The following is a 17,870-nucleotide window of genomic DNA, read 5'->3' as shown; positions in this document are numbered from 1 at the left end:
CTAGGGGGCCAGAGACATGCTTTCTCTTCCCCTTTAGAAGCATTTCAGGGGCAACAGGTTACGAATTGATCACCGGTGGTGAAGTGGTTTCGTATTCGAGGGGTTGCAAGCGGAAGTCTCTTTTGCGATTCTCAGGCCAGACAATTTCCACCCGAAAGACCTAGTATGAGTCAGAACCCACCACTTAGCTCGCCCAAAAAGGAAGTCGTAACACGCGACATTACCGGGCGACTTCTCCTTCTGGGAACTGGTACCTCTATGGGGGTGCCTGTGGTGGGTTGCGGGTGCGATGTCTGCCAAAGTACGAATCCGAAGAACAAAAGGCTCCGATGTAGCGTGATCTTCGGCTTGCCGGAGGGGAATCTGCTGATAGATACCCCCCCAGATTTGCGGACACAGCTTTTGAACAACGGAATTGGTGTGGTGCATGCCGTCGCTTTCACGCACAGCCACGCCGACCACTTATTCGGGCTCGATGAAGTTCGCTTGTTTCAGTTTTATCTGGGACACGCCGTTCCGATTTACTGTGAGCCGAACGTCGATGCGAAAATCCGCAAGGTATATGACTACGCGTTCAGCACCGAAGTCCAGACCCATGTCGGTTCGCGGCCGGCGCTGGAAATGATTGATATCGGGCTCGATCCGTTTCATGTCCTGGGGGCCGAGGTCACGCCGATCCGCCTCCAGCATGGTCCCCGGTTTGAAGTGCTGGGCTTCCGCGTCGGTAATGTGGCGTACTGCACCGATACCAATTTGATCCCGGATGAAAGCTGGGAGAAACTGCAAGGCTTAGACGTCTTGGTCCTTGATGCCTTACGACCTGACCCGCACCCAACTCACTTTTCGGTCGAAGAAGCAGTCGAAGCCGCTCAGAAGATTGGTGCCAAGAAGACCTACTTCACGCACATCTCCTGTAAGCTGGAGCATGAAGCAACCAATGCTTCGCTTCCTGATGGAATGGAACTGGCCTACGACGGGCTGGAGATTCCGCTGACTTAAGCTTCGCAGAAGGTAGGAGTTGTGAAATACGCGTTCGTATTCCTACTGGTTGGACTGCTGCTAGGTTGGTTCGCGATTCAAAGTCCGTGGCTCTCGATTCTCTTCTGGCCCGCGATTTCGTTTCTGATCGTGTCGCTGGCGTACTTCACCGGAGACGTGCGTTTGTTCGGCAAACTTACCGATGGTAGCCGACATTGGTTAGCTACCGCGGTCTTGCTCCCCTATCTTCTCTTTGCCAGGGGCGTGTGGGAGTTGCAGATTCTGTTCGAGAGGGGATCTGCTTGGCATCAAGTGACCGACCGAGTGATCATTGCACGACGGTTGAAAACGCATGAATTGCCGGAGTCGGTCGTGGGCGTCCTAGACTTGGCCAGCGAATTCCTAGACCCACTGGGTATCCGAAGTCTAGCTGGGTATCAGGCCGAACCTGTCCTGGATGCCGGGACTCTTTCTGTTGAGTCGGCGTTGGCGTGGGCTGATCGTGTCGGCCAGACGTCTGAGGGAAAGTTCGTTGTCCACTGCGCCAATGGATCAGGACGATCCGGGCATGTCGTCGCAATCTGGCTGCTGGCTTGGCAGATCGCGGATTCGGCGGACGAAGCGATTGCGATGGTACAAGCTGCTCGACCATCGGTTCGTTTGAATCGACAGCAGATCGCTCAGGTACACTTGGCTCACAGGAATTGCCTTGCCAATCGTAAGTCGCCAGCATGACCACACATCAGGAACTTGTCGAGGCTTTGACCACGATCATCACGCGCGAATCAGCCGAGGGATGCCCCATGGCGCATCTACAGTTGATCGAGCCCGCTATCCGCCGCTGGATGAGCTATGCCAGGCGAAACAAAAAGGCGAAGCATCCTGACTGGGAACATCGCGTTCATGATCTGGAAAAGGGGCTGCGGACGCTATTCCCTGACCATCATTACGATGCGGCGTGCCTACGGCATTTGACGGAATCGTTTGCAGAAACACTTGAGAATCTACTGCGATAACACCTAGCTGATCGCTACGTGTCGGATGTGCTGCGAATTATCATCTCGGCCATGCCGGCCAGTATAAGAAATGGGGCCGCACACATGACCCCTCGTCGCATCGATCCTTCCATAAGGATGGGCTGTAACTTTTCACGCAATTCATTTGCGTCCATGTTGAGTTTCGCGGCGAGCTTTTCCGCAATGGATTCTGCTCCCGCAAGGGAAACGGCAAGTGGAATGCCCGCCCGCAAGATGGCAAAACAGATCGACACGGCAACTATCATGGTGGCCCATGCACGTGGGGATCTTTGGAATGCCAAAATGAACCTCCTGTGGCCGATTCGATGATGCGTTAGCGGGGTGTTGAATCACCTACCACCGGGAACCTGTTGACCCTTTTGTTTAAGTGTTGATGTGAAAAGATGCGCTTCGATTGCCGCTTTCAGTTTATCGTACGACGGACAATTCCCACGGCCAAGCTTTTCTAGATCGTCCAGCGAGCGGCGAGTTACCTGGGTGCCGAAGAGCTCGATATCTTCTTCGATTTCCATTTTGAATAGATGGCGAAGTCCATCGTCAGTGACGTTGGTATCGTTGAACGCCAATCGTCGCACAGGATGGCTGACCGTGCCAAGCAGCTCTAGCGTGTCGTCTGAAATGTTGGTTCCGCTTAGGTCTAGATCATAATAGTTGTCCTGGAATAGCATCTTAGCGACGAATTGATCGCCGACGTTGGTATTTGCTAATCCGTAATCATGCGCACAGAATCTTGGTAGGTCTTCACGCCGCATTGATTCAGCGAGATGCGGTTTTAAGACGGACATGTATTGTGTGTACTGGTTGTTTGGAGGTAACTCTTCCAATCGGCCCAAGTCGATGTGGGAGTTGGACAAGTCGATTCGATACCACATTCCGTCTGTAAGTGTTTGAAGCTGTGCATGGCTTATGACGTAATGGTTAAAGTAGATTTTCCGAACGCGGCTCACGAAGCAGAGTTGATCGAGCCATCGGAAGGGTTCGTCGTTACATCCGTCGAATCGGAGATCTTGTAGGTTATCGAGCTGAGCGATTTCACCCATTTGAGCAGCGGTAACATTCGTGCGGCGAAGATGAATTCGCCATAGCCGAGGCATCCGTGAGAATGTTGGGCCTGACGTCGTAATCTGACAATCTTCCAAGACAAGTATCATGGGATCATCTAACTTGCCCATGGTTTCCCAAGCTTCGTCTCCGAGCTTGGCATTCTTAATCTCAATAGTCCGAATGGGCATGAAAAGCCGGCCAAACGAATAGGCCCAAGGACCAGTAATCGGCATGGACGGTCGGACGACAAAATCACGGTCGCCATACAAGCTTGTCGAGACGGTGGCTTTATAGTTTTCAATTAGTGCCTGGGCGTTCCTCACTTCGCGGCGATAGCCGTGCGTAAGCATGGAGGTTACCGCGAAGACGAACGATAGAACGACCAGCGAGATAAATGCCGTGCGGAGCGTAAATCGAGGAATGTTTTTCTTGATTTGATCGAACAAAACCGCCTGCCTAACTTCGCGGAATAATCCAGCACGAGTCGTGCTTCTCCAAGCCGACGTGCGGGTAGTAGCTGGCGGCCGCCGGAGCGGCGAGAAGTAGGAGGATCGTGTGCTTGCCGGCTGCTTCGTGGCTGCGGGCGATTAGTTCGCGACCGATGCCTTGTTTCTGGAAGTCGCGATCGACCGCCAAATCGGCCAGGTACGTGGCGTGAGCGAAATCGGTCATGCAACGTGAGATTCCGACCAGCTTGCCTGCACTGCGAGCCGTAAGCACGATGTCGGCGTTGCCAATCATTTTGGATAGCTTTTCTCGATCGTCGGCTGGGCGTCGTTCAGCCAGGCCGGAGCGGACGAGGATTTCATGGTATTCATCGACCGAGAGATCAGGTTCAAGTTGGTAGTCGATCATTCGCCGTACCGAAGGGAGTGCAAGAAACGGAGCCGCCGACTTGGACACGCGTTCCAGTCGGCGGTTCATGATAATCGCCAGGGACCTTGGCGAAAATGATCGAATTGTGGACTTAGCTCGTCCCCTCCGCTTCGAGGCGGCTTCCGAGACGAGGTACGAACATGGGAACGTCCTTCTGATACTTGCGGTATTGATCGCCATATACGCCAACCAAGTCACGTTCTTCGATGACGGCGGCGACGCCCATATAGATGGTCATTCCGACCGCCAAGAGCAGGTGCCCGGCGGTCATGGTGGGCGTAATCCAGAACGCAGCTCCCCAGGCCAGGTACAGCGGGTGACGAACAATCGCGTACAGCAAAGGAGTGCGAAACGGCAGCGGTTGGTATTCGCGATCTTTCAAGTGCAGCCAGGCCTGACGCAAGCCGAACAGGTCGAAATGATTGATCATTAAGCTCACGACCGGGACCATCAGAAAACCGAATACGTATAAAACCCAGATCGCAGTTCGTACGATCGGCTGTTGGATATCCCATAGCTTAATATCGATTCCCTGCCAGAAGACAATCAACACGATCAGGACCACATTCGATGCGTGAACATAGGTGGCTCGTTCCATTGACGGTGGGACAATCTTGGTCCACATCCGCTTAAACGCGGGACGGGCCATAACCGAATGTTGAACCGCAAAGAGCAGGATTAACGCGATGTCGATCGCAATTGCCACGGTCAAGGAATGTTGCGACGGCGAATCGACCGTGATCGGAACGACAGCGCCAGCCAAGAAGAACAAAAAATAGCCCATCGTCGCCAAGAAGATTAGGTAGGCGAGAAGTGCGTAAGGAAGCGTTAGAATACGTGTCATGTTCGATGCCGACTCTAAATTCAGAGAAATGGACGATGGGTCAAGTGGCTGCCCCGGCCATTCGACCACAAGACGATCCACGCTGATTTTCAATACGCTACGGATTATCGTGCCCCTTTGAAATTGGTTGCGTTGACTTTCGGTAAACTTTAGGTGTACTGTCGGTCAACAAGCCAAAACGCGTGAAAAACAAGGAGATAACTGTGGGCAAGACTCCAACGAAAGATCGCCTCGTCCAAGCAGCGATCACGCGTTTCTACAAAGAAGGCTTCCGCAACGTCGGTTTGGATCAGATTATCGCGGACGTCGGAATTAGTAAGACCGCGTTCTATAAGCACTTCGCATCGAAAGACGAATTGCTACTGGCCGCACTCGACGAGAAAGCACAGTGGCTTTCTGGTATTTGTCGTGAGATCGTTTGGCAGAAGGGTGGTCCAACCGCGGAAGGGCAACTACGAGCTGTGTTCGACTTGGTCGAGTTCATCCTTTCCCAGGACGAATTTCAAGGATGTATTTTCGTGCGAGCCGTCATGGAGTTTCCCAATCCGAACGAACCAATCTTCCAGGCGGCTGCCGCTAATCGTCATATTGTAGAGACCTTCGTCCTGCAGCTGGCGGAAAACTGCCGCATTGCTGATCCGCAGACATTGGCTCGCAAGTTGTGCCTGATCGCCGAAGGCGCGTACGTTATGCAACATGTGACTGGCAACAAGCAAACGATTGACTATGCACGCTCGCTCGCAAATCTCGCAATCGACGACGCGCTTGGTCAATCAAGGACCGCGGCCTAATCTGCAGTCGATAAGCTCGCCGACTTACTGGGATCGGACGAAGTTGGGTAAATGACTTCCGGTGGATTATCGGAGAATACCATCTCCCAAAATTCGAGCGCCCGTCGCTCGTATTCGTCGGGCAGCACATGCCAGCAGTTAGCATGGGCAGCGCCATGAACCTTCCAAAATTGCTTAGGCTCTTTCGCGGCGTCGTAAACCGTTCGGGCTGTTTCTGCTGGGAACAGCTGGTCATGCTCGGCGTCGATGATGTAAAGAGGCCGAGGAGAGATCTTCTCGACGGCGGCATACGGCTCAACGATTTGCAGTTTCGTGCCGATCGACCAGTCGATGACTCGCTGGACGATACCGCCAATTAGGAACGTTGGCAGTCGCGTTAACTTGTTGCCAATATGTCCCAGCATGAGCGGCATGCTGACAAATGGACTTTCGGCAAGTACGCCTCGAATAGACTGATCTTCAGCCGCAGCCATGATTACGCTGGCAGCACCCAGCGAAAGACCGTGCAAGCCAATGTTTTCGGGGGCGACATCAGGCCTGTCGCGCATCCACTTCACCGCATGCAACACGTCGCGCCATTCCAAAAATCCGAGCGTCGAGAATCCTCCACCACTTCGGCCGCGACCACGGTTGTCATACAAGAGCACGTGGTAACCAGCTCGGTAGAGGTAAGCCACATGCGGGAGCATTTCAATCGACGGACCGTCGATTCCATGCACGACCACGATGGCATAGTCACTCGATCCACGCCAATAGCGGCCACGCAATATCGTGCCCTGTTCGCCAACGAATTCGACCGGCGCTGGATCAGGTACATCAAAATTCCGCGGGCGGTAAGGATCGACAACCTCGCCAGCTTTGTAGGTGCCGGAAAGGAAGTAGCGGACCAACCACCGCGCGACCATTGCCAGTGCAATGATCGCGATCGTTGTGACGATCACGATTTGCCAAGTGATGCTCATTTATTTGATTTGCACCGGGGCTTTGCTGCCATCGGTTCGTTGGACGGGTTCAAATAACTCGTCGCATTCAAACAGTTCCTGTGGAGTGATCATGCCAGGACGATTCTCTAGCACTCCAATCCCGTCGTATTCTTTCTGCGACTTGAGGCAGTAGGCTCCCAGCGCGCTGCAAAGCCAACGGCTGTCGCTTTCAACCAAATAGTCGCCAGCGCGATTGACTTCGTCCGAAGTCAACCAATTGGTGATCCAGCCGAGGAAGTTTTTCTGGATCGCTAGGTTGGCCGTCGTTGCATAGTCGAAATCGGTTCCCAACTGCTCTTCGGCCGTTTCCGCAATGCGATCCGCCAGTTCAGGCGTCAGGCCCTTAGGCTTACGGAAGATCACATAACGGTCTTCCTTCGGCCAATATTCGTAACTTAACTTCGAGCGGACGACTCCCTTGGGGTAAGCGGCCTCGACGACTTCGTCTTCGCCAGTAACGACGAAAACGTGTGAAACGGTCACGTCGGAAACCTGTTTCCACTGTTCTACCTGGGCGATTCCCTTGGAAAACCAACTATCAGCGTGGTTGAAGCCAATCCACCCACGTTGGTAGTCCTCGCCATACTTAGCCGGAGTTGTGTTGAAAATCTTAATGGGTGCCATGATCCTAGGTTAAAGCTCAAACGAGGAAGTGATGTGGTTGTTTAGTTCGTTGTGCTGCCCTTCGTATCGACCGAAGGAAGTTCAGCCGTGCAGGAGGCGCACCGCGTGGCGCGAAAAGGAATAGTCGACAAACAGTACGGACACTTCTTGTTCTCGGGATCGCCCGGCTGTGGTTTGTCTCCACCGAAAGCATCCTCAAGACTTCTGTCCAACTGATTCACCATGCGGATGATGAGAAACATCGCCAAGGCAACGAGCAGAAACGAAATGATGTTGTTGATGAACAACCCATAGTTGATCGTTGTCAGCCCATCGGCTTGGGCCTGGGCGAGCGTGGCGTAGGTTTTGTCTGCTTCTTTCTTATTCAGAATGAAAAACAAATCCGAGAAGTCACTCTTCCCCAGGAGGAATCCTAAGGGGGGCATGATGATGTCTGTGACGAGTGACTTTGCCACTGAAGTAAATGCAGCGCCAACCGTGAAGCCAACGGCCATATCCAACAGGTTGCCGCGCAGCGCAAACTTCTTGAAATCCCCGATAAATCCCATCGAGCGCATCCTTATCCGCCAAGTGGTTGTTGTGAGTTACACTAGTGCAACTCTCATGCCATTTTGGCGCAAGATGCGAACGCAATTCCAGAGCAATCGGCGTTCGAGCTTATATTTTCGGGCGTTGGAAGATTCTCTTGACGCTTGGTCGAACGAGCACGAAAAACGTGGCAACACCCACGATGCCTGCGAGAGAACCAGATAGGCAACCAACCGCTGCCACCACAAGACAGAACATGTAGTTGTGGCGGTTTTTCAAAGAGTTTGCTGTTCCGAACTGGACGATGCCAAGAGCAATCGTCAATCCTAATGATAAAATTGCCACGACGGATATGTTTTCAATTTGCGGAGCCTGATAATTCGGTAGCAAGTTTTGGGATTGAATGCCTGTAAGCAAATTGGATATCTGTCGTTGAGCGACCTGAAGCTGATAAAGCTGGTACATCTTAACTAAGCCAGCCAAAAAACTGAGGACCGCGAGGATGTAGTAAAAGATTTCGAGGACGTACAAATAAGGTGAGTCGTTTTCGTTCTCGTATTGGATTTCGTTCTCTGCGATTGCCATGCGGTGTTTACATTCCTTGTTTGCTACTTTGCTCCGAACAAACTTCTCACTTCTGGGCGAATCAAGACTAAGAGCGTGAAGATCCCTAGTACCGTTCCGACGGGAAACGAAAAACAAATCATGACCGCCACTACTAGGCAGTACGTATGGTGCTTATGGGCTTGCAGGAATTTCCCCGAAAGAAACAAGCAAACTGCCATCGCTTGAAAGACCACAAACACCAGGCCACCGATTAAGGTGAATAACAGGCCACCGAGGATCGGCATCGGGCCAGCCCTTCCATCGGCGGCTCCGATGACGATCATGATAAAACCGACCACCACGTGAAGAATCGGAAAGCACCCGATGACTGCGGTCAGGCCGGCGAGGACGTAATGAAAGATCCCCAATAGTTTGAGGTTGTACTCATCGTCTCGCAGGCTCTCGGGGATTTCCGCCATGGGGGTTGTCATTAATGCATCTCGGTTTCGACGGTGCCGATCCCGCCGCGATAGTAACTAAACGTCACGCTGGGGTGATCGGCGAGCAGTGACATCGGAACGCTTGTGTCGGCAATGCCTTTACTAATCATCAATGCCGACAAACGCATACCGAAAGGATTGTCGTGGTGGCCTGGATGCCAGATCGAAACACGTTCCGCCTTCCAGGTCTCTTTCGGCCCGACAGTGCACGCCCGGACCGGAACTTGTGGCACGTAGCCACCGCCGCTGGTCCGTGCGTTTTGGATGACCGTCATCGGATGCAAGTCGGTGACGCGAGTTGCTAATTCCCGATAAACTTCCGGCGGTGGAGGCGCATCGACGTAATCTCCTTCGCGCTTCGGTGGATCGTTGAATGCCCAATGTTTGACTTCCCCCTGGCCACCTTGCATGACGACACAGCGAATATCGCTAAACGATTGCGAGAACGCGGCCAGGTCGCCAGTTGGAAAGTGCAAGTTCGTGGGAGTCATTGCCAGTTTCGGATCGATCCGATCAAAACACAGATCTTTGTCGGCCTTGGCGAACGACAGTGGAAACTCGACTGGCACCGGCTTATCATCCGCATCGACCCATTCGTCCATGCCCCAGAAGTGTGCATCATGTTTCTTCAAGTCGATTCCCAGTGCGTTCACCATGCGTGCGACCAACGGAAGTTGTTCGGTCGGACCAATCGGCCCGCAAATGCCACATGGGTTGTCTGGGGTGCTTTGCTGCCAAGCATTGATGTATTCGAGTGCTTCTGCACAATACAGTTCCTCCAGGGTGTCAAAGATGCGGACCTCGAAACCTGGGCGAGAAAGTTGCAACAAGTCTTCTGGCGTCAGCTTGGCGGCGTCCGCCAATAACTCTTCATCGAGCGTCGTGTAATCCCACCAGCCGGGTGCTACTTTGCTAATCGGTCGTGCCACGGTTTGTTTCCTTGCTACACGGTAAGTTGTTCGTCGTTGGAAGGTTTTTATTTGAGGAGTTCTGCCAGAAGGTCGTTCTCGGGGAACGCATGTCCCAGGTGTTGACGAAACGCTTCGGCATACTCGACGCCAATGAGCGAGCCTCGATGTGCACTGAATCGCGTCATTGCTTCGAGGTACTCGTCCATTCCATGGTGGGCTCGCAACCAATCTCGCTGCGAGGCATGACAGGCCAGCATTTCCGCCTTTTGATCGATCTGCTTGGAAATATCGATCACCGTTGTCGGAGTCACCATCTGACCCGAGTAGGGATCTTTGCCTTCCACGGGATCGGCATAGTACAAGTGCGGAATATGTGCGTCGGGATGACGCGCGATGCTGGATGCATTGGGGATGGGGAAACTGAATGCGGCGCTGCGCGCGAGGAGGTGGGTTTGCTCGTGATCGAGCATGTAGTCTTCGCGAGGATGCGTGATGACCAGCGTGGGATTAATCTGCCGGAATAGATCGATCGCTTTGCGGTTGGTCGCTTGATTGAAGACCACGTTCACATCGGGCTCAGCCAAGGTATGGTACGTGCCGCCAATGCTTTTAGCGGCTGCGATCCCTTCTTGTTTGCGAATTGTGGCAATCTCTTCACGGCTGAGTTTTTCTGATCCGCAATCTCCGTTGGCCGCCGTCGCGATGTGAACATCCCAGCCAAGTTGCCCAAGCCGAATTAACACACCACCACATAAGATCTCGGCATCGTCCGGATGAGCCATGAAACAAAGAACGACATTCTTCGTGTCAGACAAGGAACACTCCTGGCTAGTCGAATAGGGGAGGGGACCCGCAAAGCAGGCCGGAAGCGGGAGGGAATTCCGAAGAGTGTACCAGAAGAAAGCCCAACTGGCGAAAAGGTTTTTGGCGAGAATTCAACGGGCGAGCTAAAGATCGAAGAAGAAATCGGCAAGCGTCAATGCCCTAGCTTCCTGGTCGACAATGCTGGGGTCAAATTGTTGGATCAAGCCGCAATAGAGGCAACTGGCGACGATGAATTCGTGAACTTGCCAATCCATCATACGTGTAAGGCCTTTCCCCGTGGTGGCAATGCGCCGGACTTTCGCTCCATACGATCGGCATCGATCACAGCGATAAAGACGCGAGAGTTTTGCATCGTAGGACTCCACTACTTTGCCGTCACAACGTTCGCCTAAGTAACGAGGCTTGCCTTTATAAGGCTGCGGTTCAGGAGCAGGGGCTAAGCCATAGTTGCACCCAGGGCATCTGAATTGGGTTTCGGTGACCTCTGTCTTGCAGGCCGGGCATGGCATCACTGGCTCCTTAACACGAAGTTTTTTTGGATGTTATTCGTCACTGCGTGCCAAGTATGACGGAAGTTACGGTGAGCTTCCAGCAAAGTCACGGCAATAAAAAAGGGTCTGCCGAAGCAGACCCTTTCCTGTGATTTTTGAATGTGGTCACAATGCAAACTTAGTTGTTCGCCGCAACTTTCTGCTGTTCCAGCAGACGGACATAGTCCTTGGTGATGTCGATCACTTCATCGAAGTAGTAATCGTGTTCGACGATCTCGTTTGGATCTTCCTTGTCCTCGCTGACCAAGCTTTCAATCTCTTTTTCGCGTTCGCTCAGGGCTTCATAATCGGCCATGAACTTTCCTTTGTTGAGATTGACCTGCTTCTTGTCCTTTTGTTCAAGGTAGGTCGTGATCATCTTGTCCATCTTGGCGAACCCTTCCGAGGATTCACGACGTTTGGTCGACAAGCGATTCAGTTCCGCCACAATCGGAGCAGCGTTGGCGTTGCTCACAGGGAACTCAGTCGTTTTCACCGTATCGAACGGAACGGCATAGTCGAGGTCACCCTCGGCGATGTCCATGTTCGTGGTTAACGATGGCAACGAGACATCCGCTTCGACACCGTTGAGCTGCGTGCTCTTTCCACTAGGACGATAGAACTTTTGCAGCGTGATCTTCAACGCACCCAGCGACGGTGGATTGATCGGGTTCGCACCCATCAATTCTTCTCGGCCCAGGTCGAGAAGCGTTTGCACGGTTCCCTTACCATGAGTCTGCTTGTCGCCGACGATGATGCCGCGGCCGTAGTCTTGAATCGCACCTGCCAGAATTTCGCTGGCACTTGCGCTCATCTTGCTGGTCAGCACGACCAGTGGACCGTCCCACAGCATTGCTTTGTTGACGTCTTCGTACGCGTTCACATTGTTGTCAGAGTCTTTTACTTGAACAACCGGACCATGATCGATGAACAAACCGGTCAGGTCGATGGCTTCGGTGAGGCTGCCACCGCCGTTACGACGGAGGTCGAGCACGACCGCTTCGACGCCACTCTTCTGGAAATCGATCAGCAACTTCGCGACGTCAATCGTGCTTCGCTTGAAGTCACGCTTGCCGGCACGAGCTCCTTCCATGTCCATGTAGAACGAAGGAAGATCAATCCAACCGATCTTCAGGCTCTTACCGCTGCCGTCATTAAGCGGCTGGTCGATGATCTCGCCACGAGCTTCACTGTCGGAAAGTTCGACCTTGGCACGTGTGACATTGTAGATCTTCGTTTCGCCTTTACCCTTTTTCTTGACGCCCAGGCGGACAATCGTGTTGGCCTTACCTCGGATCATGTCGACGACATCGTTCAGCTTCATGTCGACCACGTCGACCATTTCACCATCGGTGCCTTGACCGACGCTAACGATCACGTCTTCTGGTTCGAGCTTTTCTTCCGGGTTCTTCTTGCCGAGCTTGTCGGCAGCACCACCAGGAATCACTTTGGAGACCTTGCAGAAGCCATCTTCCGATTGCAGGGCCGCCCCAATGCCTTCCAGGTTCAAACGCATCTGGATGTTGAAGTTCTCCAGCGTGCCTGGCGACATGTAGGTGGTGTGCGGATCGTACGAGGAAGTAATCGAAGTCAGGTAAACTTCGAGCAATTCGTCTTCACTGGTCTGACTGATTCGGCGAGCGTAGCTGTGGTAACGCTTGCGAATTCGTTCCTTGGCTTCGTCCAAGGTCTTGTCGTCGGCCATCTGAGTCAGAAGGTCGTATTTGATTCGCTTTCGCCAGCGATCGGTGGCTTCGGCCGCATTGGATGGGTAGTCAACCTTGTCGCCGTCGGTTACGAACACTTCGTCTTCATCAAAGTTGAATTCGTGATTTGCTAGCAGATCGTCCACGGTCTGCACGCGTTCGACAGTTCGTTTGACGAAACGATCGAACACTTTGTGCGCGAATTCCGTGTTACCGCTGCGGACCTGATCGTCCAGCAATTTACGATTGGCAGCGAATTCGTTGACGTCTTGCTGCGTGAAATACAGTTTCAGCGGATCCCAGAACTTCAGAAACTTGTCGAAAGCCCGTTCTGAGATGGTGTCATCCAAGGGATTGTTGGAGAGGTGGTCGCGAAGTAACAATCGCGAAACCATCCGCGAGATGTGACGCTCTGGTAAGGCATTCGCCTGGGGGCCGATCGGGGCTTGAGCAGGGGCAACCTGAGGAAGCAACGAGGCACCGACCAACGCCGCGAAGGTCGCAATTACCGTAAACAGAAAAATCGCCGGATGGCGCAAGTTAGTCCACTTCCGTCGAACGTTTGCCATGATGATTCCTTATCGCAAGGAGTATGCGTCGATTGTGAGATTAGTGGATTGGGGGTAGCAGGAAGGGTTTAGCCTTATCGTATCTGGGTCGGCAACTCCACTCAAGGCGAATGCATTCAAGCAGATACAGCGATCAAACCTGATTAATCCATGTAAACACCGATTCCTTACGCTGGCATCGGTATTAAGGTTGTTACCGCAGCGGCTTATTTCCTGTGTTTTCATCGCCGAATTTTGTGACCCGACTGGAAATTCCCTGCGTAAATTCCGTAAGATAAGGCAGTTCTTGAGTTTAGCGAATTCACTGATTAGGATTCGTACTAAGTAGGGAACCTGGGGGATACTCGATCGAGCTAATGGCGATCTATAGCTACCTAAAGATGCTTTCCGGCAACGGACCGGGGAAGACTTTCCCGTTAGATGCATCTCACGATAATCTCATTGGACGAGGACTGGAGTGTGATATCACCCTCACAGACCCCCTCTGTTCGCGCGTGCATGCGGCTATTTTTTCCAAAGAAGGAAAATGGTTCGTCCAGGATCGAGATAGCCGAAACGGCAGCTATTTGAACGATTCTCAGATCAAAGAAGCTGAACTTAAAGACGGTTATCGCTTGAGGTTAGGTGATACCGAGTTCACCTTTAACCACAGCGCACAGCCCCCAACATCGCACGACGAGCTGCCGCTAAGTATTACGCAGACGATTGTCCGGAATATGCCGGTCAATCCGCAAGATACGAACCTGATTGCACTTAGGGAACTCAAAGACTACCAACAAGCTCAGCGACTTTTGCTGCTGCACCAGTTTGCGATCCGTCTTTTAGGCGAAGACGATCCGAACACAATCATCCAGGTCACTTTGGAGATGGTCAAAGAACAGACCAAGGCCGTTGTGGTTGGATTCTTGTGGCTGAGCGACGATGGACAGTTGAAAGCGAAGCGAATCTATCCAGAAGACACAGAAGGGCCAGCTCCACTTAGCGAAGCCCTGACCGAGATCGTCACCAAAAAGGGAAACGCCGTTTGGATTGCTAACGAGACCCCCGGTGAGACTAGTCAAAAGTTGACACATTTTGCAGATGCGATCTGCGTTCCCCTGATCCACGCGAAAAAGACATTTGGGGCTTTGCATCTCTACCGCGAACGCGAGCGGTTCTGGCACAACGAGCTCGATTTCGCGATCTCGGTGGGGAACATCCTCACGATTGCCCTGCTGCGGGCCTGGCGAGTTACCCAACTGCAAGCCGGATACCAGCGACTGGTCGACAAATCAGCTGCATTTGACGAGTTGATCGGCAACAGCCCGGCAATGGGCGAGCTAAAGCAGAAAATCACGCGTATTTCCAAAGCGGCTGGCTGTGTGTTGGTGCGGGGCGAAAGCGGTTCGGGTAAAGAGCTTGTCGCTCGGGCCCTTCACAAGGCTTCAAATCGATCCGATCGGCCGATGCTCAGTGTGAACTGTGCCGCTTTGCCTGAAAACTTGATGGAAAGCCAGCTGTTTGGTCATAAGAAAGGCGCCTTCACCGGCGCCGATTCCGACCACATTGGATTCTTCCAGCAAGCCGATACCGGAACTTTGTTTTTGGACGAAGTTGGCGAACTAACGCTCGATGGCCAGGCAAAGCTACTGCGTATCTTGGAAGGGCATCCATTCTTGCCTTTGGGGGCGACTAAGGAGGTCAGCGTCGATGTTCGCGTGATAGCAGCCACGAATCGCGATCTGGCCGAATTTGTCCGAGAGAAGCGTTTTCGCGAAGATCTCTATTATCGCTTGAGTGTCTTTGAGTTATATATTCCTCCGCTGCGAGAACGGGGGGACGATATTTTTCTCCTGGCTGAACACTTCCTTGAGCATTTCCGCAAGTCGCACGGCAGGCCCCTGTTGACTCTTTCGGAAGGGGCGAAAAAGAAGCTGGCCGACTATGCTTGGCCCGGCAACGTGCGACAACTTCGCAATGTGATCGACAGCAGTGTGGTGCTCGCCGATGGCGAATCGATCCAGGCCCATGATTTAGGCCTGCGGGATGCTGGCCTGAACGGACCAGAGTCGTTAAGGTTTGACTATTGGGAAAAAAAATTGATCGAAGAAGCCCTCTCGAGAACTGGAGGGAACATTCCCGAGGCCGTAAAATTGCTGGGCACGAGCCGCGCAACTTTGTATCGAAAAATCGATGAGTACCAGATCGAACGTTAACAGCCTGTTGGTATTCCAAGGCCTTTAACGTGGCAACAAATAACCGATCCTGACACACACAACCGACTGCCTAATCGCCCGATGGCATGGAAGGCAGGGAAACACCCTGCGGCAGAATAATGTTGGCCCGCTCTCCCTTAGTCCTGACCTCCGTGAGGCCGTTTCGACCTCACCCTTTAATTAGGAACTCGCACGCGCAGACGATTGTCGCCGCGTACTGGTCGGGGCATAAGCTTAGCTACAGCGCACGCCAGCATTTTGTTGTGTTCGATGATGGCGATCAAATTGTTCTCCACGATGACTGCCCTTTGAACTGGAAAGCTGGCGATCGAGCTGTCGTCATGGTGCATGGTCTAGGGGGCTCTCATCGCAGCAGTTACCTGGTGCGAATCGCTCACAAGCTGAACTTGCTCGGTATTCGTACTTTCCGCGTCGATCTTCGCGGCTGTGGTGCTGGCAGCAACTTGGCGAAACGTCCCTTCCATGCTGGTTGCAGTGAGGATGTTGCCCAGGCCGTGGAAACGGTCAGTGCCCTCTGCCTCGGCTCGCCCATCACTTTGAACGGTTATTCGATGGGAGCCAACATCGTTTTGAAGTTGGCTGGCGAGATTGGTTCGGGACGCCTGGGAGGGGTCGACAGTGTAATGGCCGTTGCTCCCCCGATCGACTTGGCGTACTGCTGCCGCAACATGAACCGCGGATTTAATCGTTTGTACGATTGGGACTTCTCGCGACGACTGGTTCGCATGGTTCAAGGTCGACTTGCAACCGACGAGAACTTCTACGACGGGTTTCAATTTGAACAAAAGCCAGGGCGTCTGATCGAGTTCGATACGATCTTCACCGCTCCACAATGCGGTTTCGAGTCGGCTGAGGATTACTACAGCAAAGCGAGTTCGGCACCCGTTCTTCCCAAGATTCAAATTCCTGGTCTGATTCTCACGGCCAATGACGACAGTGTTGTGCCGATCGAGATTTTCAAGCAAAACCCGCGCTCGAGCAGTGTTGAACTGGAAGTCACCAAGGGTGGTGGCCATCTTGGTTTCATCGCTCCCACGAATCTCGTTCCTGATCGTCGCTGGATGGACCAACGCGTAGTGCATTGGATTGCCAAGCTCGATGGTCACAGCGCTTTGCGGGACGACTAAGCCCTTCGAGGCGGCTGGTCTACCGGCGTCTAGTTAACCGAGACTGCGGAGTTGGCGATAGCCGATTCATCGGTGACCCTGGCCTTGTTTAGTGGGCGAATCCCGCTGCATTGATCGAGATTGGCTCGCGCCTCTTGCAAGCGATAATAGGCGTCAACGACCGGTGGTGGAAGTTCGCGGGCCGCTTTCTCTGGCGAAGTGCGAAGCCACTTCTCGACGCTACCAGTTCGTTGCGAAGAATGGACAATCGAGGTGAGATAATCTAATGGCGAATCGATACGGCGATGTTGTATCTCGTTAGCGTAACGTTGGCGAACGTCTTGCCAGTTCACTTCTTCACGCACATAGCGACTTGCTGCATTGGCGGCATAGCGATCGCCCGTCAGGTACATTGCCACGGTGTAGCGAGATTCTGGCATGTCGGTTTCCTTAGACGGACCGCCAGGTACGATCGGCTGACGAACTTTCGCTCGGCAACTTACGGTCATCGTGTCGGCCGACCATCCTTCGGGAACTGCCAAGATTACACCCAGGACGGTTGTTCCTTCCAGGCTCGTTTGAGGCGTTCGGTTGAAGCGAAAGTAGACACCACGACCGCGATGAATCGTTCCGCTGGCAGAAACTAATTTCATTTCTGGGAGCACATCGACCTTCTCGACCGATGATTGCTTCCGGCTCACGCCTAGCGATCCCGTGGCGCCGAGATGGGGCGTGACGGTTTGATTCGCGTTGAGCTTGGCGTCGACGTTATATTCAACACGATTTTCTTTCGAGATGTTGCCGGCGTAAGGACTTTGTAGCGTGGTTTGCGGCGAGAAGTCCTCGATCTGAATGCTGGGATTGTGCGGTTCGATCAAGAAAGTCGTTTCCGTAAGATCCTTGGAAATCCGTGAGTCGACCATTGTGGAGATCATCACGTCCATCTGCATTAGTCGATACCCGGGACGTTGCAACTGGAACTCTGGTGTGGTGATGTCGGTGGCTGGGGTCAGGTAGCCGACATCGAACTGCACCGGCGAGCCTGCGAGAAGCAGGGCAGGAGAGGCGGTCAGAAATCCGATAGCGACTAATTGCCGGACGATGCGAACCATGTTTGCTGGCCTTTATGCGATTCCTAAGTAGTCTTCGCGGCGTCAAAGCAGGTCGCATTCCATGCGAAAGAGAAAGTCCTATCCTTCCGTGCTGGCCGAATCCATTTCGATCACGAGGTATCGTATGGTACGCATCGAGGTCGG

At 53.1% G+C, this 17,870-nt stretch carries 19 protein-coding genes; 6 read left to right on the top strand and 13 right to left on the bottom strand.

Annotated features, from left to right (window positions below; translation table 11 throughout):
• The first annotated feature begins 165 nt into the window (after positions 1 to 165).
• Genes C5Y83_RS08235 through C5Y83_RS08225 form a run of 3 tightly spaced genes read left to right on the top strand, consistent with a single transcriptional unit; the run spans position 166 to position 1,994 of the window.
• Positions 166 to 999, top strand: coding sequence for an MBL fold metallo-hydrolase (locus C5Y83_RS08235; protein ID WP_105329204.1), 834 nt, complete (start codon positions 166 to 168; stop codon positions 997 to 999).
• 21 nt (positions 1,000 to 1,020) lie between these two features.
• A complete protein-coding gene (locus C5Y83_RS08230; protein ID WP_105329203.1) occupies positions 1,021 to 1,713 on the top strand; it encodes a dual specificity protein phosphatase family protein in 693 nt (230 codons plus the stop codon).
• Complete coding sequence (locus tag C5Y83_RS08225) at positions 1,710 to 1,994, top strand: hypothetical protein (RefSeq protein ID WP_105329202.1); 285 nt, start codon at positions 1,710 to 1,712, stop codon at positions 1,992 to 1,994. The genes C5Y83_RS08230 and C5Y83_RS08225 overlap by 4 nt, the downstream gene beginning before the upstream one ends.
• A 350-nt stretch (positions 1,995 to 2,344) precedes the next feature.
• Here C5Y83_RS08225 and C5Y83_RS08215 read toward each other — a convergent pair whose 3' ends face one another.
• From C5Y83_RS08215 to mddA, 3 genes are read right to left on the bottom strand one after another with little or no spacing between them, the layout of a single operon-like run.
• On the bottom strand, positions 2,345 to 3,505 hold the full coding sequence (locus C5Y83_RS08215) for a hypothetical protein (RefSeq protein ID WP_105329200.1): 1,161 nt from the start codon (positions 3,503 to 3,505) through the stop codon (positions 2,345 to 2,347).
• A gap of 10 nt (positions 3,506 to 3,515) precedes the next feature.
• Positions 3,516 to 3,983, bottom strand: a complete 468-nt coding sequence (locus C5Y83_RS08210; protein ID WP_233207157.1) for a GNAT family N-acetyltransferase — start codon at positions 3,981 to 3,983, stop codon at positions 3,516 to 3,518.
• Positions 3,984 to 4,026: 43 nt separating this feature from the next.
• Positions 4,027 to 4,779, bottom strand: a complete 753-nt coding sequence (mddA, locus tag C5Y83_RS08205) for a methanethiol S-methyltransferase (RefSeq protein ID WP_105329686.1) — start codon at positions 4,777 to 4,779, stop codon at positions 4,027 to 4,029.
• Positions 4,780 to 4,982: 203 nt separating this feature from the next.
• Between mddA and C5Y83_RS08200 the strand changes: the two genes are divergently transcribed.
• Positions 4,983 to 5,570, top strand: a complete 588-nt coding sequence (locus C5Y83_RS08200; protein ID WP_158262287.1) for a TetR/AcrR family transcriptional regulator — start codon at positions 4,983 to 4,985, stop codon at positions 5,568 to 5,570.
• Here C5Y83_RS08200 and C5Y83_RS08195 read toward each other — a convergent pair.
• From C5Y83_RS08195 to C5Y83_RS08155, 9 genes are all read right to left on the bottom strand, one after another.
• Positions 5,567 to 6,532, bottom strand: coding sequence for an alpha/beta hydrolase (locus C5Y83_RS08195; protein WP_105329198.1), 966 nt, complete (start codon positions 6,530 to 6,532; stop codon positions 5,567 to 5,569). The two genes, C5Y83_RS08200 and C5Y83_RS08195, sit on opposite strands and share 4 nt — an antisense overlap.
• The gene (locus C5Y83_RS08190; protein WP_105329197.1) at positions 6,533 to 7,177 is read right to left on the bottom strand and encodes a hypothetical protein; all 645 of its coding nucleotides are present in this window, start codon (positions 7,175 to 7,177) and stop codon (positions 6,533 to 6,535) included.
• A gap of 41 nt (positions 7,178 to 7,218) precedes the next feature.
• Positions 7,219 to 7,725 carry a large conductance mechanosensitive channel protein MscL gene (mscL, locus tag C5Y83_RS08185; RefSeq protein ID WP_105329196.1) on the bottom strand — a complete coding sequence of 169 codons (507 nt, stop codon included), beginning with the start codon at positions 7,723 to 7,725 and terminating at the stop codon, positions 7,219 to 7,221.
• Between the two features lie 109 nt (positions 7,726 to 7,834).
• On the bottom strand, positions 7,835 to 8,290 hold the full coding sequence (locus tag C5Y83_RS08180; RefSeq protein WP_105329195.1) for a hypothetical protein: 456 nt from the start codon (positions 8,288 to 8,290) through the stop codon (positions 7,835 to 7,837).
• 23 nt (positions 8,291 to 8,313) lie between these two features.
• Positions 8,314 to 8,742, bottom strand: coding sequence for a hypothetical protein (locus C5Y83_RS08175; protein ID WP_105329194.1), 429 nt, complete (start codon positions 8,740 to 8,742; stop codon positions 8,314 to 8,316).
• A complete protein-coding gene (locus C5Y83_RS08170) occupies positions 8,742 to 9,680 on the bottom strand; it encodes a glucosamine-6-phosphate isomerase (RefSeq protein WP_105329193.1) in 939 nt (312 codons plus the stop codon). The genes C5Y83_RS08175 and C5Y83_RS08170 overlap by 1 nt, the downstream gene beginning before the upstream one ends.
• 47 nt (positions 9,681 to 9,727) lie before the next feature.
• The gene (locus C5Y83_RS08165; protein ID WP_315850487.1) at positions 9,728 to 10,477 is read right to left on the bottom strand and encodes a PIG-L family deacetylase; all 750 of its coding nucleotides are present in this window, start codon (positions 10,475 to 10,477) and stop codon (positions 9,728 to 9,730) included.
• 132 nt (positions 10,478 to 10,609) lie between these two features.
• Entirely contained in the window at positions 10,610 to 10,996 is a 387-nt protein-coding gene (locus C5Y83_RS08160) for a zinc ribbon domain-containing protein (RefSeq protein WP_105329191.1), read from the bottom strand.
• 160 nt (positions 10,997 to 11,156) lie between these two features.
• Positions 11,157 to 13,292: a carboxy terminal-processing peptidase gene (locus tag C5Y83_RS08155; RefSeq protein WP_105329190.1), complete on the bottom strand. Its 2,136-nt coding sequence runs from the start codon at positions 13,290 to 13,292 to the stop codon at positions 11,157 to 11,159.
• A gap of 356 nt (positions 13,293 to 13,648) precedes the next feature.
• Here C5Y83_RS08155 and C5Y83_RS08150 point away from each other — a divergent pair, with 356 nt between their 5' ends.
• Both C5Y83_RS08150 and C5Y83_RS08145 read left to right on the top strand, forming a co-directional pair.
• Positions 13,649 to 15,487 (top strand): sigma 54-interacting transcriptional regulator, encoded by a 1,839-nt coding sequence (locus C5Y83_RS08150; protein WP_199195008.1) that lies wholly within the window; start codon positions 13,649 to 13,651, stop codon positions 15,485 to 15,487.
• A 308-nt stretch (positions 15,488 to 15,795) separates the two neighbouring features.
• Positions 15,796 to 16,635 carry a YheT family hydrolase gene (locus tag C5Y83_RS08145; protein WP_158262286.1) on the top strand — a complete coding sequence of 280 codons (840 nt, stop codon included), beginning with the start codon at positions 15,796 to 15,798 and terminating at the stop codon, positions 16,633 to 16,635.
• 29 nt (positions 16,636 to 16,664) lie between these two features.
• On the opposite strand, the gene C5Y83_RS08140 is transcribed toward C5Y83_RS08145, so the two are convergent.
• Positions 16,665 to 17,726 (bottom strand): hypothetical protein, encoded by a 1,062-nt coding sequence (locus C5Y83_RS08140; protein ID WP_105329188.1) that lies wholly within the window; start codon positions 17,724 to 17,726, stop codon positions 16,665 to 16,667.
• Positions 17,727 to 17,870: the final 144 nt, after the last annotated feature.

It is taken from the genome of Blastopirellula marina (assembly GCF_002967765.1).
GTDB lineage: Bacteria > Planctomycetota > Planctomycetia > Pirellulales > Pirellulaceae > Bremerella > Bremerella marina_A.
Note: the sequence above shows the minus strand (reverse complement) of the source record. Positions and strands in the feature narration are given on the sequence as shown.

Excerpts from the sequence above, each read along its gene's own strand:
- C5Y83_RS08235 (WP_105329204.1), top strand. The coding sequence starts at position 166 with ATGAGTCAGAACCCACCACTTAGCTCGCCCAAAAAGGAAGTCGTAACA.
- C5Y83_RS08225 (WP_105329202.1), top strand. The coding sequence starts at position 1,710 with ATGACCACACATCAGGAACTTGTCGAGGCTTTGACCACGATCATCACG.
- C5Y83_RS08210 (WP_233207157.1), bottom strand. The coding sequence starts at position 3,983 with ATGAACCGCCGACTGGAACGCGTGTCCAAGTCGGCGGCTCCGTTTCTT.
- mddA (WP_105329686.1), bottom strand. The coding sequence starts at position 4,779 with ATGACACGTATTCTAACGCTTCCTTACGCACTTCTCGCCTACCTAATC.
- C5Y83_RS08195 (WP_105329198.1), bottom strand. The coding sequence starts at position 6,532 with ATGAGCATCACTTGGCAAATCGTGATCGTCACAACGATCGCGATCATT.
- C5Y83_RS08190 (WP_105329197.1), bottom strand. The coding sequence starts at position 7,177 with ATGGCACCCATTAAGATTTTCAACACAACTCCGGCTAAGTATGGCGAG.
- mscL (WP_105329196.1), bottom strand. The coding sequence starts at position 7,725 with ATGGGATTTATCGGGGATTTCAAGAAGTTTGCGCTGCGCGGCAACCTG.
- C5Y83_RS08180 (WP_105329195.1), bottom strand. The coding sequence starts at position 8,290 with ATGGCAATCGCAGAGAACGAAATCCAATACGAGAACGAAAACGACTCA.
- C5Y83_RS08175 (WP_105329194.1), bottom strand. The coding sequence starts at position 8,742 with ATGACAACCCCCATGGCGGAAATCCCCGAGAGCCTGCGAGACGATGAG.
- C5Y83_RS08160 (WP_105329191.1), bottom strand. The coding sequence starts at position 10,996 with ATGCCATGCCCGGCCTGCAAGACAGAGGTCACCGAAACCCAATTCAGA.
- C5Y83_RS08155 (WP_105329190.1), bottom strand. The coding sequence starts at position 13,292 with ATGGCAAACGTTCGACGGAAGTGGACTAACTTGCGCCATCCGGCGATT.
- C5Y83_RS08150 (WP_199195008.1), top strand. The coding sequence starts at position 13,649 with ATGGCGATCTATAGCTACCTAAAGATGCTTTCCGGCAACGGACCGGGG.
- C5Y83_RS08140 (WP_105329188.1), bottom strand. The coding sequence starts at position 17,726 with ATGGTTCGCATCGTCCGGCAATTAGTCGCTATCGGATTTCTGACCGCC.